7 protein-coding genes are annotated in these 13,171 nt (G+C 72.6%); all 7 read right to left on the reverse strand.

Annotated elements, in window-relative coordinates:
• Positions 1-5: 5 nt before the first annotated feature.
• The 7 genes from OO60_RS07160 to OO60_RS07195 all read right to left on the reverse strand — a co-directional run bounded on the left by OO60_RS07160 (position 6) and on the right by OO60_RS07195 (position 13,153).
• Positions 6-2,249 carry an ADP-ribosylglycohydrolase family protein gene (locus OO60_RS07160; RefSeq protein WP_003087420.1) on the reverse strand — a complete coding sequence of 748 codons (2,244 nt, stop codon included), beginning with the start codon at positions 2,247-2,249 and terminating at the stop codon, positions 6-8.
• Entirely contained in the window at positions 2,250-3,665 is a 1,416-nt protein-coding gene (locus OO60_RS07165; RefSeq protein WP_240490703.1) for a glycohydrolase toxin TNT-related protein, read from the reverse strand.
• On the reverse strand, positions 3,662-4,096 hold the full coding sequence (locus OO60_RS07170) for a hypothetical protein (protein ID WP_003087414.1): 435 nt from the start codon (positions 4,094-4,096) through the stop codon (positions 3,662-3,664). Before OO60_RS07170 ends, OO60_RS07165 begins: the two co-directional genes overlap by 4 nt.
• Positions 4,097-10,849: a WXG100-like domain-containing protein gene (locus tag OO60_RS47680; protein ID WP_244885501.1), complete on the reverse strand. Its 6,753-nt coding sequence runs from the start codon at positions 10,847-10,849 to the stop codon at positions 4,097-4,099.
• 9 nt (positions 10,850-10,858) lie between these two features.
• Entirely contained in the window at positions 10,859-11,182 is a 324-nt protein-coding gene (locus OO60_RS07185; protein ID WP_003087406.1) for a hypothetical protein, read from the reverse strand.
• Positions 11,182-11,718 carry a YbaB/EbfC family nucleoid-associated protein gene (locus tag OO60_RS07190; protein WP_081655870.1) on the reverse strand — a complete coding sequence of 179 codons (537 nt, stop codon included), beginning with the start codon at positions 11,716-11,718 and terminating at the stop codon, positions 11,182-11,184. The genes OO60_RS07185 and OO60_RS07190 overlap by 1 nt, the downstream gene beginning before the upstream one ends.
• A 142-nt stretch (positions 11,719-11,860) precedes the next feature.
• A complete protein-coding gene (locus tag OO60_RS07195; RefSeq protein WP_003087403.1) occupies positions 11,861-13,153 on the reverse strand; it encodes an MFS transporter in 1,293 nt (430 codons plus the stop codon).
• Positions 13,154-13,171 lie beyond the last annotated feature (18 nt).

Below are 13,171 nucleotides of genomic sequence, written 5' to 3' on the forward strand. Positions count from 1 at the left end.
TCGCGCTAATGCCGCGGGTACCGCTCGATCCACTGATCACCGAGGGCACTCAGCGCCGAATGCCGGTCGAAGTGCCAGTAGGCGTCCGAAGCGACGTTCTCCACCAGGTACCGCAGCTCCAGCTGGTCGACCCACTTCTGCGGCAGGCCGGGGATCCCGGTCCGCGCGCCGAGCAGGGCACCGGCGATCGCGCCGGTGAGCGCGCTGCGGCCGGAGTGGTTGACCGCGCGAAGCAGCGCCTGCTCCGGGTAGTTCTCGAAGCCCGACAACGCGGCGAAGGCGCGTCCGAGCACCGACAGCGTCGTCTTGCCGTCGCCGATCAGCTCGGGCATCCGCAGGTCGGGCAGCCCGTGCTCGCCGAAGAACGGCACCGACTCGGCCACCATCTCGGCGATCGCCGTCCACTCCGGGCCCTGCTGGTACTGGTTGTCCGGGTTGAGCACCTCGCGGCTGGTGTTCCAGATCGGGAAGCTGAACGCCTCCTTGGTCAGCGCGTGCTCGAACAGCCAGGTCAGGTAGGTCGCGGCGGCCAGGTCGGGCTCGGTCGGGTGGGTGACGCCGGCCAGCTCGCGCACGGCCTGCCGCGCGCCGCCGCTGAGCCCGCTGCCCGGCCCGGCCATGGTCAGCGCGGCCGGCAGCGCCGGGATGAGCGCAGCCGGGCCGGTCATCGGCTGCGCACCGGCGCCCCCGGTCGCGAGCTGGTGGTAGGCGTTGAGCTCGGCGTCGTCGGCGTCACGCCGGGCGTGCAGGTCCGGGACCTGCACGAGCCAGCCGTCGACGGCGTCCATCGGCGCGCCCTGGGTGCGCAGCCAGCGCTGCAGCGCCCCGCGGACGACGTCGGGGAAGAGCTGCTCGGCCTCGCGCGATTCCGGCTGCTCGCGGTGCGGGCTGCGGATCGCGGCCTCGGTGTAGAACAGCAGCCGCTGCGTCAGCGAGCCGATCCGGCCGGGCTGGTCGAACGCCGGGACCAGGTCGGTGACGCCTTCGATGCCGTACTTCGCGTGGATGTCGTGCAGCATCATCCGGTCGACGGCCGCGCCGAGGGCCTCACCGAGCGCGAAGCCGACGTACGCGCCCGTAACGCGCTGCCAGCCGTAGCGGAAGCCGTCGAGGTCCCGCTCGAAGTACTTGCCGAACGTGTCGAGCCGCGGCACCGTGCGGCCGGCGTTGTCGTACGCCGGAGCCAGGCCGTTCGCGCGCAGGTCGTTGGGCTTGCTGCGCGGCGGCTCCGGCATGGCGAGCCGCTTCAGCCAGGACTCGCCGAGCACGGTCTTCGCGCACTCCTCGGCGGTCAGCTCGAAACCGCGCCGCCGGGCCTTCTCGGCCGCCACGAGCGGCGGCTTCACCGGATCCGGCAGCCCCATCCGGGACGCGGTCTCGGTGGCGACCCGGATCAGGTCCTCCTCCGCCTCCGGGCAGCGGCCGTGCACGTCGATGCGCGGCTCGTGCCGCGGGAACCGCTTGACGATCTCGGCGAGCTCGCCGCTGGAGACGTCCTCGATGGTCGTCGGGCCGCCGTTGATGACCAGGTTCGGCGGGTGCTCGAACTCGGCGAGCGTCGCGACGTCGACCTTCCACCAGCCGTGCTCGCGCGAGGGCAGGTGCCGGGTCGAGCTGAACACCTTGAGCTCGTTGCGCTCCTCGGCGAAGTAGAACCGGTCGGTCTTGCCGGTCTCCAGGTCGAGCGGGACGAACACCTCGCACCGGATCAGCCCGATGAGCAGCAGCTCCCGGGTCAGCCAGCCGACGCTGCCGAACGACAGCAGCGTCTCGATGGTGTTCTCCGGCTTCGGGTAGCCGCGGCGGATCGGCCCGGCCTTGTACTCGGGGTTTTCGCGCTCTTCGCCGGTCTGGTTGCCCTCGGCGTCGACCTTCACCCAGCCCGCGACGGCCTGCAGCGGCACGCCCAGCTCACCGAGCCCGGCCTTCACGTACTCGGGGTCGACGACCTCGCGCCAGTTCTCCTGGCCGGGGAACGCCACCGGCACCGACAGCCCGCCGGGGTGCGGGTGCGCCTGGCGCAGCTCGCCGTCCGGCTCGCGCACGACGACCGACGGCGGCGGGAAGATCTCCTTCTCCGGCCGGCCCTCGTCGAGGAACGCGATGGTGTTGTAGGGCACCGACCAGCCCTCGGGGATGCGCAGCACCTTCTCGGTGTCCACCCGCAGGCCCGCGGGGCCGGAGACGTCGGGGCCGTGCACCGCGCGCAGCCACTGGCCGACCTTGGCAATCGCTTCCGCCGCTTCCACCTACTCGATCCTCTCCAGGCTTCCGTCGGACTCGTGCTCGGCGATCGTCTTCGGCAGCACGAAGGCCACCGCGCCACCCGGCAGATTCGCCCACGGAACCGTGATGCCGGTGATCACGTGCAGCGGGCGTCTCAGCCGGTAGCTCCGCCGTTCCCGCTCGCGTTCCAGCGGCAGCGACGTCGTGGCGAACCGTACCTCGCCGTGGTGAACGAGATTGCCGGGTTCCTCGCCGAAGCGCAGGACGACCGTACCCGCCACGAGCCGGGTGATGCGCTTGTTGCGGAGCAGGGTGAGGGGAGGCTCACCCGGAGCCGGGTGCACCGGCCAGTCGTCGAGCTCCTTCGCGGTTTCCAGCGGTGTTTCGTGCCCGGCGGTCATCCGGGCGGGGTGCAGCAGCAACGCGCCGAGCAGCTGCTGGGCGGCGTCTTCGAGGCGGCCGAAGTACCGGGGCTCGCGGGGCTTGCCGCCGGCGTACGCGGCGACCTCCCAGCCGTCCGGGGTGTAGTTGAGGCACCACGCGCCGTCCGCGCGCTCGCCGACGCGGTACGCCTCGGGCCAGACGCCGTGCTCGCCGAGCCGCTGGACCAGCACGATCAGCAGTTCCTCGTCGGCGAGCTTCGGGTCCGGCGTGGTCTCCAGCTCCGCGGCGACGTCACCGCTGGTCTTCTTCACGTCGGCGCGGCCCGGCTTCGGCCGCGGCTTGCCCAGCAGGTCCGCCTCCGCGGTCCGCCGCACCAGCGGCTCGACGTACGGCGGCTGGAAGTGGTGCCGGCGGATGTGCGCGACCAGGTCCGGCTCCGGCGGTACGCCGTGCTTCGCGAGCAGGAGCGGGACGGCCTCGGACCAGATCCACGTGCCGTCGGTGTGGAACCGCTCGTCGCCGTCTTCGTGGACGACGGCTTCGCGCTCGAGGTACTGCAGCACGAGCGGCACCTCGGTGTCGGTGAGCGGCGGCCGCTCGACGTCCGGGCCGCCGACGTCGGCGTGCCGGAACACCACGCCGAGCGGCAGCTGCGCGCGCAGCCGCCACCAGTCCGGGATGTGCTCGTCGGCCCGCGGGAACGCGGCGAGCTCCGCCGGGTAGGCGGCCGGCTCCGGGGCGTCCGTCCACACCGGATCGTCGTCCACCGCGAAGTCGAAGTCGAAGGCGCCGTCGGGGGTGAGCGTGAAGCGCGCCTGCAGCCAGGTGCCGCGGTCCTCGGTGTACATGCCGGACCGCAGTTCGGTGAAGAGCCCGGTCAGCTCGTCCGGTGTCGCCGTGTTGTGGCCGACGGCTTCGGTGTGCGCGCCGACCTGCCGGAAGTCGACGACGGCGGGCGCGTCGGCGTCGGCCCGGTGCTCGCGGACGAGCTTTCCCAGCCGTACCAGGAGAGTCCGCTGCGCTTCCGGGGAAAGCTGATGTTCCACGTGAATCATTGCGGGATCACCGAGGTGAAGGTGAAGGCCGGGGCTTCGCCGGCCGCGCGGCGGGCGAACTCGTCCTCCCACATCTTGAAGGTGCGCCGGTAGATCGAGTCGATCAGCGCGCGCTCCTCCTTGGTGATCTTGCGGTGCTCCTCCTCGACGGCCGCCCAGATCGCGTCGATGGTCTGGTAGAGCGCGAAGATCGGCCCGTCGCCGCGGAGGTAGTTGTGCCGCTCCTCCTCGGTCCGGCGCACGAACCGTTCGCGGTCGAGGCTGCGGATGTCCGGGCCGTGGTCGAAGAGCACGTCCATGACGTGTTCCGGTTTTTCCTCGAAGTCCCCGGTCTGCCAGTTCAGGATGCGACCGGTCAGCCCGCCGTCGGGCGTGCTGTCGACCACGTACGTGTGGTTGTAGTACTCGAAGTAGGACGGCGTCTGGACCATCTAGAGACTCCCCTGCAGCGCGTCCCAGAACAGCTCTCGTTCGCGCTTGATCAGCCCGTCGATCAGGGCCTGTTCCTCGTCGGTGTGTGGTCGGTCTTCGGCTTTCTTGAGGGCCTTGAGGTCACGGCGGACCTCGTACAGCGAGTGCTCGTACGCCGAGACATCGTCCAGTGCCTTCAGGTGCAGGCGCAGTTCGGCGACGTGCCCGTCGATGCGCACGCTCATCTGCAGGTCGCGGTAACCGGCCGGAGCCGGGTTCGCGAACCGGTCGTCGAAATCGACGATCTCCAGGCCGGGATGTTCCGCGATGCGCGCCAACGCCGCGTAGGCGTCCTGCACGCGCTCGAACTGGATCATCGCGCCCGCGAGGTCGACCAGCCGCGACGCGTCGCCGTTGTAGTTGGTGTTGATCTTGTCCATCGCCCGGCCTTCGGACTTCGGTCCGGGGCGGAACCCGGCGTGGCCGCCGGTCTCCTCGGCCAGCGGCGGCAGGATTTCCTTCAGCTTGAGGTCGGCCCGGGCCGCCTCCCGGTAGCGCTCGGCCAGGTACTCCCGCGTGTAAGCCTCGTCCCCGAGGCGGCCCTGGTCGAACGGTGCCTGTTTGCGGTGCGCGTTCGGGTGGTCCGCCGCTTGGTCGACCACCTCTCGCGAGACCTCCGCCTGTTCCGGGGTGAGCGGCGTCGGCTCCGCGTGCGGGCCCACCGGTTCGGCGTCCGGGTCCGGGTGGTGCACCTCGTGCACGGCGTCGGCCAGGATCGGGATGGCCTCGTCGTGCACCAGCAGGCTGGCGATCGTCTCCGGCTTGCGCAGCAGCGACCGGGTCAGGAACTCGTTGGCCGGGTCGTGGAGCAGGTCGACCAGCTCCGGGTGCTCCGCCAGCCGCGTCCGGACGAACTCGCCGACCGGCCCGAGGTTCTGCGGGTTGCCCTCGTGGTCCTTGACGACGAGGTCGGTGGTCGCGCCCGCGAGCGCCTCGGCGACCCGCGGCTGGGCGAGCAGCTCGTCGAGCCGGGACTGCGGGGCGTGGCCGTAGCCGCCGTGGGTCTCGTTCGGGGCGTGCTCGGGCTGGACGTGCACCTCGTCCGGCGTGCCGACGTGCATCAGCTTGATGCCCTTCGGCGGCTGCGGCAGGTGCATCAGGTCGCCGGACTGCGGATCGATGAACGCGACGCCCTCGCGGGTGTGCACAACCATCGCCACGTGCCCGTAGACGACGCCGTTCGGGCCCTCGTACTTCACCGCGACCACGGCGTGGTGGTCGAGCGGCTTGCCGCGCATCTCCCTGATGACGTCGTCGTAGCTGCCGCGCTCGGAGAACGTCTCGCCGAACCGGCCTTCGATGTGCTCGAGCGTGCCGCGCGTGCCCATCTCGTGGAAGAGGATCGGCTCGGCCGTCAGGTCGCCGCCGCGCAGCCGGTCCATGTACGCCTCGGGCCCGCGGGTGCAGTTCGACATGTACCCGTTCTCCAGCGCGCCCGGCTGGTGGAAGCCCGGGTTGACGTCACGCAGGTGCGGGTGCCGGTCCTGGACGTAGGCCGCGCGCTCGCTCGGCGTCGTCCCGTCGGCGTGGATGGCCGGTTCGGACGGCGGGTTCGTCGCACGCGCCAGCCGGGAGTAGTCCGGCCCCGGCTCGGGAACGGGCAGGGGCTCGGCCGGGCTGTCGGCGGCGTCGTGGACCGTCGGGTGCTCCGGCGGCGGGGCCACGTGCTCGGGCTCGCCGAAGCCGCCGAGGCGTTCCATCAGCGCGGCCTGCCGTCGCCGTTCGAACTCGGCCGCGTTGTGCTCGTTCTCGGCGCGCCGCTCGGCCATCTTGTGCTGCGCGGCGTCGGGGTCGAGGTAACGCGGGTGGCCGGGGCCGATCTCCTCGGCCTCGATCACCCACTTGCGGCGGCCGTCGGGGGTGATCTCCAGCCGCCGCTCGTGCACCAGCAGCTGCGTGCCGGGCGGCGACAGCGACTCGCGCTCGGACGGGTTCTCGGCGAGCTTCGAGATGTCGCGGAGGTTGTCCGACCGGACGTGCAGCTCGACGTCGTCGCCGAACTTGCTGGTGGAGAACTCGTCGGTCTTGATCGACGCGCTGGAGAACGCGGGCTCGACGACCACCGCGCCCGGCTCGTACGGCCCCGCGACGAGCTCGGCCAGCCGCGGGTCACCGCCGACGTCGAAGGCGCGGATGCTCTCGCCGGACGTGCGCGGGACCTGGTTGAGGCCGTCGACGATGGCGCGCGCGTTCGCCTGCGCCAGGTCGAAGCCGGGGTGGCCGGGGCCGCGGCGCAGAGCCTCGTTGACGTCGTAGGCGTACTCGCCGCGGGTGTAGCCGTGCACCGCGACGGCGGCTTCGTCGGTCAGCGGCAGCCCGGCGGCGTCCCGGCGGGCCAGCGCGCGGTCGTGGATCTGCTGGTAGACGTCCTCGTTGCCGACCGCGTGGCGGATGCTTTCGTGGTCGGCCGGGGTGCCGCGGTGGTCGCCGTCGAAGAGGTAGCCCTCGTCGTGCGGCGGCCGTTCGGGTGCCGGGCCGAGCCGGTCGGTGATCGTTTCGTGCGGACCGAGCGGCAGCTCGCGGATCCCGGCGGCGTCGTGCGGCAGCTCGGCGAGCCGTCCGGTGACGGGATCGGCGAAGAGGACACCGTGCTCGGTGTGGACGACCGCGACCAGCTGTTCGTGGCCGCCGTGTTCGAAGGAGACGGCAGACCGCGCGCCGACGGGCCGTTCGCCGAGGTCACGAACGACGTCGTCGAAGCTGCCCCGGTCGCGCCAGGGCCCGTCGAGGGTTTCGCCGCGAGCCGGCGCGGCGACGACGTCCTCGCCGTTCATCCGCCGGTCGAAGGCGGTCATCGACTCGGCGGCGTTGGTCCGGAAGCCGTGTTCGCCAGGGCGGTAGTGGTTGCGGGTGTTGACGGCAGCGAGTTCGGGAACGGCGTCGCGCACGAGGCGGGCGTGCTGCTGCGGCGTCTCGACGGACCCGGCGTGCAGCACCGGCGTCCCACCTGGCCGGAGCGGCTCGGCGAGCTGCGCCCAGCCACCTTCGGGAGCCGCGGTGGCCGGCGGCCGCCGCACGGGCGGGGGCGGCGCGCTCGGGTCGTCGAAGGCGGTGAGGAGCTTCGACATGTCACCGCTCGGCCGCAGGTGCGGGTGCTCGGCGTAGAACTGTTCGAGCTCGGCGTCGGCTTCCCGCTGGAAGCGATCCTCGTCGGCGCGCTCGGCGGCCCGCCGCTGTTCGATCGCCTGCCGGGCATCGGCCTCGCCGAGGTGCCGCGGATGCCCGGGAGCAACCTCCTCGGCGTGCACGATCCACTGCGGCTCACCGGGCCGCCGGTTCGGGTTGTCCGGGTGCCCGGGGCCCTTTTCGACGCCGGTGACCTCGAACTGCGTCCCGGCCTTGAAGAGGACTTCGCGTTCGTGCCCGATGCTGGCCATGGCTTCGACGTCACGGCCGGTCCTGGACTGGATCCGCATCTCGACCTCGCCGGGGAAGGAACTGCGCGGGTGGTCCGCGTCGACCTTCGACGAGCTGAGGAAGGACGGTTCGGTGATGTGCGCGCCCTCGTGGAACCGGCCGAGGAATGCCTGCAGCCGCGCGGGATCCCCGTGGAAGTCGACCCGCCGCGAAACGGTCCCGACGTGCGGCGGAAGCTCGTTCAGCCCGGAGACGAGCGCCCCGGCCTGCGGCGCGAGGTCCACGAGCTCCGGGCCACCCAGCCGCAGCGCCCGGTTGAGCGGCCCGACCATTTCGTACCGCGTGTAGGCGTGCACGGCGAGTGCCCCGGCATCGGAGACACCGGGGTGGAACTCGTCCCGCTTGGCGAGGGCCTCCCGGCGGACCTGTTCGTGCCGCCACTCACCGGACTCCGAGCTGTGCCGCCCGGAGTCCAGGAAGGTGTCCTCGATCCGCCGGATCCCGACGGGGTCATCGGTGTGGAACCGCTGGTCGGCGAGGTAGGGCTCGTCGGTCCGGTGCGCTGCGGGCTGTTCGTGGACGGGCGCCGGTTCGGCCACGGGCTCGTGCACAACCGGATGTTCCTGAGGTGGCGGTTCAAAGGCCCGCGGCGGCTCGACGGGCCGCTGCTCCGAAGGCGCCCCGAACCGCGAACGCGGGTCATGCAGAGGCGGCGTCGGCGGTCGCCCACCCGGTCCTTGCGGACCCGGATACCCACCGGGACGCTGCCCCGAATGCGGCACCCGCCGCGGATCGTGGGGACCGTGAGGTGGCTGCCCCGGAGCTTGCGGCCCACGGTGCGGAGCCTGCCAACCCGGCGGTTGCCCACCGGCCTGAGCAGCGGACGGCCCGCTCGGGTGAGATCGCCCGCCGGCCTGGTTGAAAGGCGGCGCGCCGGGGTGAGCGTGCGGTTGTGAGCCCGGGTGGGGCTGGCCGCCCAGGAACGGCTGGGTGGCGGGGTGAACCGGCGGCGGTCCGCCCGGGTGAGCAGGCGGCGGCCCACCCTGGAACGGTTGCGCGCCCGGGTGAGTGGGCGGCTGCCCGCCCGGGTGGGGTTGCGCTGGCGGCGGCCCACCTTGGAACGGTTGCGTGCCGCCGTGAACTGGATGGGGTTGCCCGCCGGGTTGAGTCGGTCGCGGCCCGCCTTGGAACGGCTGCGGGCCGGGGTGGACCGGCGGCTGCCCGTTCGGGTGAGTCGGCGGCGGCCCACCTTGCAACGGTTGCCCGCCCGTGTTGGTCGGCGGATGTGGATGTCCGCCCGGCCGCGTCGGCGCTGGTCCGCCTGGAAACGGCTGCGCGCCTGGGCGGCCCGGCAGCGGCCCGCCGTGTTGGAACGGTTGCGTGCCCGGGCGAACCGGTCCGCCCTGGTGCGGCTGTCCGCCGTGCTGAGCCCCCGAGGGCGGCCGGACCGGTGGCTGCCCGCCCTGCAACATCCGGCGGGGATCCGGCGGCGGGACCCGTCGCGGCTGCTCCGGCGGCAACTGCCCACCCCGCGGCGGCACCGGCCCACCGGCACGTCCCGGACCGCCGCCGTTCGGCATCCCGCCCGGCGGAGCCGGAGGTGGCGTGAACCCACCTCCGGGCGGCGGCGCCGCCTGCTGCGGTGACGGACCGTTCTGAACCGTCCCCGCATCCGCCGCGAACGGCTGGTTCGCGCCGCCGGTGAACCCGGCCGCGCCGACGTTGTCCTGCGGACGTCCGCCGCTCTGCCGTCCCGGCTCCGGGCCGGGGCCCGCCGGCGGGGCCATGCCGTAGCCGCCCTGCGAGCTCGCCGCCTGCTGCGGCGACTCCACCGCGCGGGGCGCCTCCGGCTGCTGAGCGATCGGGCGTTCCGCCTGCGGGCGAGGTGCCTCAGCCTCGCGACGGATCTCCGGTTCCGCCGCGGCCCGCGTTTCCGGCGGAGGTGCTCCCTCGCCGCGCGGACCCGCCGCAGGCTCTGCACCCCGCGGTTCCGGAGACGCCTCGCTCCGGGGCTCCGCTTGCGGGCGTGGTTCTTCGGCCCGCGACTGAGCCTCAGAAGCTGCCTGGTGCCGAGGCTCCTCGCCCCGCGATTCGGGCGGCGGTCCCGCGTGCTCGCCCCGCGACTCGGAAGAAGTGCCCTCCCGCCGCGCCTCCTCGCCGCGCGGCTCGGAAGCCGCCTCGCCCCGCGGCTCCTCCGACCGAGCCGCCTCCCGCCGCGACTCCTCGCTCCGCGCCTCCTCGGACCCGGCCGCCTCCCGCCGCGGCTCATCGCTCCGCGCCTCCTCGGACCCGGCCGCCTCCCGCCGCGGCTCCTCGCTCGAAGGCGAACCCTCGCCGCGCGGCTCCTCCGCCCCAGCCGAATCCGGCGATCCCCCGTCCGCCTCCCGCGGAATGTTCGCCTCGTGAACCGCGTGCAGCTGTTCCTTCGCGCCCCCGACCGCGCCTCCGACAGCCCCGCTCGACGCCCCCATCAGCAGCTGCTCCGGCGTCAGCGACCCCAGATCCCCCGTCACCGCCGCCTGGCCGACCGTCTGCGCGACCCCCTCGACCGCGCCCCGCGCTCCCGCTCGCATGGCCGCGTCCGCCACCTGGCCGCCGGCACTGTGCGACAGCCCCTCGGTCGCTCCCCGGCCGATCGATCCCGATGCCGCTCCCACGACTCCGCCGACCGCGCCCGAGATCGCCGCGTCCGAGGTCTTCGACCAGTCCCACTCCTTGCGGTCGCCCTTGGCCATCTGCAGGCCCTGGATGCCCGCGTCCATGCCCAGGTTGATCGCCTCGTTCTTGAGGACCTCCATGCCGATCTTCTTGAGGCCCTGCTTGAGCAGCTTCTCCAGCAGCTCCTTCGCGACCTGCTTGAACCCCTGCTGCGCCAGCTTCTCTAGCAGCTGCCGGAACAGCATCTGGACAGTCATCCGGGTGGCGATCTGGGCCGGCGCGATGCCCGCCGTCGAGCCGCCGAACGTCACCGCGGCCGCCGCGATCATCGCCGCTATCTGGGCCGCCAGGATGATCAGGGAAATGATGATCATGTACTTCGTGTACTCGACGTCCAGCGCCGTCTGGTCACACGAATCGCCCAGCGCCTGAGCCGCGTCCGCCAGCTGCTTGAAGTACGCCTCGTCGCCCTCGACGAACTTCTTCCACTGCTCCGCGAACGCGTCGGCGCCGTCGCCCGTCCAGTTGTCGCGGATGCCGGACGCCGCCTGGGTGCCCGTCTCCGACACCGGCCCGATCGCCGACGACGCCGTGTGCCACGCGTCCCGCAGCGCGCGCAGCTTCGTCTCGTCACCTTCGGGCCAGCTCTCCCCGACGACGATCGGCAGCAGCCACTTGACCGCGTCGGGCATCTCCATCCCCACGCGTCAATGCCCCTTGCCCAGCTGGGACGTCACGTCTTCGTCGGCGCCCGAGAGGGCCTTCATCGACTTGGCGACGTTCTGCTGCATCCCCCGCAGCCCCTGCACGAGGTTCGTGAACCCCTCGACGGCGCCCTGCGCGCCCGGCACGTAGTCCTTGGCGAACTCCTTGCCGGAGTCGTCGCCGCCCCAGCACTCGCCCTGCGCGGCCAGCGCCGACGACAGCGCCTTCGCCGCGTTGTCGAGGGCGTCGGCCGCCGTCATCAGGCCGTTCGACGCGCGCAGCACCGCGTCCGGCTCCGCCGTGAAGCCGGCACCGCCGTCCGGCATCAGTCGCCCCTCGTCATCCAGGACGACGGCGGCTCCTCGTCCTCGTCACGCGGCGGGCGGACGCGCTTGGGTGCGGGCTTGGGCGCGGGGACCGGCGGCGCCTGCTCGTTGCGCAGGATCGAACCGCCGTCCTCGAAGGACTCGTGCCGCGGGGCTTCCTCGACGACGTCGTCGAACGCCGGGATCGGCGGCACCAGGCCGGCCAGCGACGGCGCGCCCTCGACCAGGTCGGCGAGGTCCGGCAGGCCCTCGGTGATCGGCGCCATCAGGTCCGCGATCTTCTGCTTGACCTGCAGCGATCCCTGGCGCACCAGCGTCTGGACGGTGTTCGCGAGCTGCGCCGGCGTCGTGCGCTCGAAGGTGTGGGGCGCGAATTCGAGCTTGGCGAGGCTGCCGCCGGCGTCGATGGTGGCGCGGACCAGGCCGTCGGGGGAACTCACCTGGGCGGTGGTCTCGGCCGCCGCGGCCTGGGCGTCGCGCAGCTGCGCCGTCTGCCGCTCGAAGTTCTCCAGGAGGGTGTCCATCTGGTCCTTCATCGCGGCATTCCGTGCTTCGAGCCGTGCACGGTCGTCGCCCGCGGTGGTCACAGGTGCCCCCGGTGTCCCTCGAACCTACTAATGACTTGCGGTCACCCTAATGCCAATGGAGCAGTCCCCGTGACCGGTTCGAGTGTTTGCCTCAGCGAATCGCACGTCGGCGGGCCAGCACGTACCCGGCCCCGCCGACCAGGTAGCAGACCGTCGCGGCCACGAGCAGGCCCGGCGAACGGCCGTCGTCCGGCACGACGAGCGCGCCCAGCGAAACCGCCGCCACCTGCGTGATGTTGAACAGCGTGTCGTACAGCGCGAACACCCGGCCGCGGGCTTCGTCGGCGACGTCGAGCTGGATCGACGAATCGACGCAGAGCTTCAGCACCTGGCCCGCGCCGGTGATCACGAACGACGCGAGCAGCGCGAGCGGCAGCACCATCGGCAGGCCGAACGCGGACTGCGCGATCGCCGCCAGCAGCAGCGACCCGAGCACCGCGCGCAGCCGCCCGAACCGGCGGATGATCCGCGCGGTCAGCAGCCCGGCCAGCAGTAGCCCGGCTCCGGCGAGCACCGCCATCTGCCCGAGCCCGGGCAGGCCGGCGCGGAAGACGCCGTGGTCGGTGAAGTAGTTGCGCATCAGCAGGACGGTGACCAGCAGCGACACCCCGAACGACGCCCGGTGCGCGAAGAGCGCGATGAACCCGGCGGTGACGCTGGGCGCGTGCCACGCGTGCCGGGCACCGTCCGCCAGGCCGCGCGCGACGGCCAGCACGGGGTTCGGCGGCTCGTCGACCACCGTCGGCCCGAGCACGCCGCGAGCGAAGCCGCGCGCGATGAACGCGGAGACGAGGGTGCCGAGCACCGCGAACGCCGTGGTCTCGGCCGATCCGACGTCGTTGCTGCCGAACAGTGCCCGCAACCCGATCGCGCAACCACCGCCGATGACGGCGACGACCGAGCCCAGCGTCGTGGCGAAGGCGTTCGCGGTCACGACGCTTTCCTCTTCGACGACGTGCGGGAGCGAGGCCGAGAGCCCGGATCCGATGAAACGCGAGATGCCTTCCGCGGCCAGGGCCAGCGAAAACAGGCCGAAACCGCCGAACCCGAAGCCGACGGCGGCCGCCGCGCAGAGGATCGCGAGTCCGCGCAGGAGGTTCGCGAAGACGAGGACGCGGCGGCGGTCCCAGCGGTCCAGCAGCGCACCGGCGAACGGCCCGACGACCGAGTACGGCAGGAGGAGGGCGGCGAACCCGCCCGCGATGGCCAGCGGGTCGGCCGCGCGTTCGGGGTTGAACAGGACAGCTCCGGCGAGCCCGGCGCGGAAGACGCCGTCGCCCCAGCTGGCGGCGAAGCGCGTGAAGAGGAGACGGCGGAAGTCCGGGTCTTTGAGCAGCTCCCGGGGGCCTCTTCGCGCTGTCGTCGACTCGGAGCTGATCGTCACGAAGCCAGAGTAAGGGGT

The sequence above is a fragment of the Amycolatopsis vancoresmycina genome, assembly GCF_000716785.1.
Lineage (GTDB): Bacteria > Actinomycetota > Actinomycetes > Mycobacteriales > Pseudonocardiaceae > Amycolatopsis > Amycolatopsis vancoresmycina.

Bases quoted from the DNA above. Each gene is read 5' to 3' on its own strand.
- OO60_RS07170 (WP_003087414.1), bottom strand. From the start codon at position 4,096: ATGGTCCAGACGCCGTCCTACTTCGAGTACTACAACCACACGTACGTG.
- OO60_RS07190 (WP_081655870.1), bottom strand. From the start codon at position 11,718: ATGAAGGACCAGATGGACACCCTCCTGGAGAACTTCGAGCGGCAGACG.
- OO60_RS07185 (WP_003087406.1), bottom strand. From the start codon at position 11,182: ATGCCGGACGGCGGTGCCGGCTTCACGGCGGAGCCGGACGCGGTGCTG.
- OO60_RS07165 (WP_240490703.1), bottom strand. From the start codon at position 3,665: ATGATTCACGTGGAACATCAGCTTTCCCCGGAAGCGCAGCGGACTCTC.
- OO60_RS47680 (WP_244885501.1), bottom strand. From the start codon at position 10,849: ATGGAGATGCCCGACGCGGTCAAGTGGCTGCTGCCGATCGTCGTCGGG.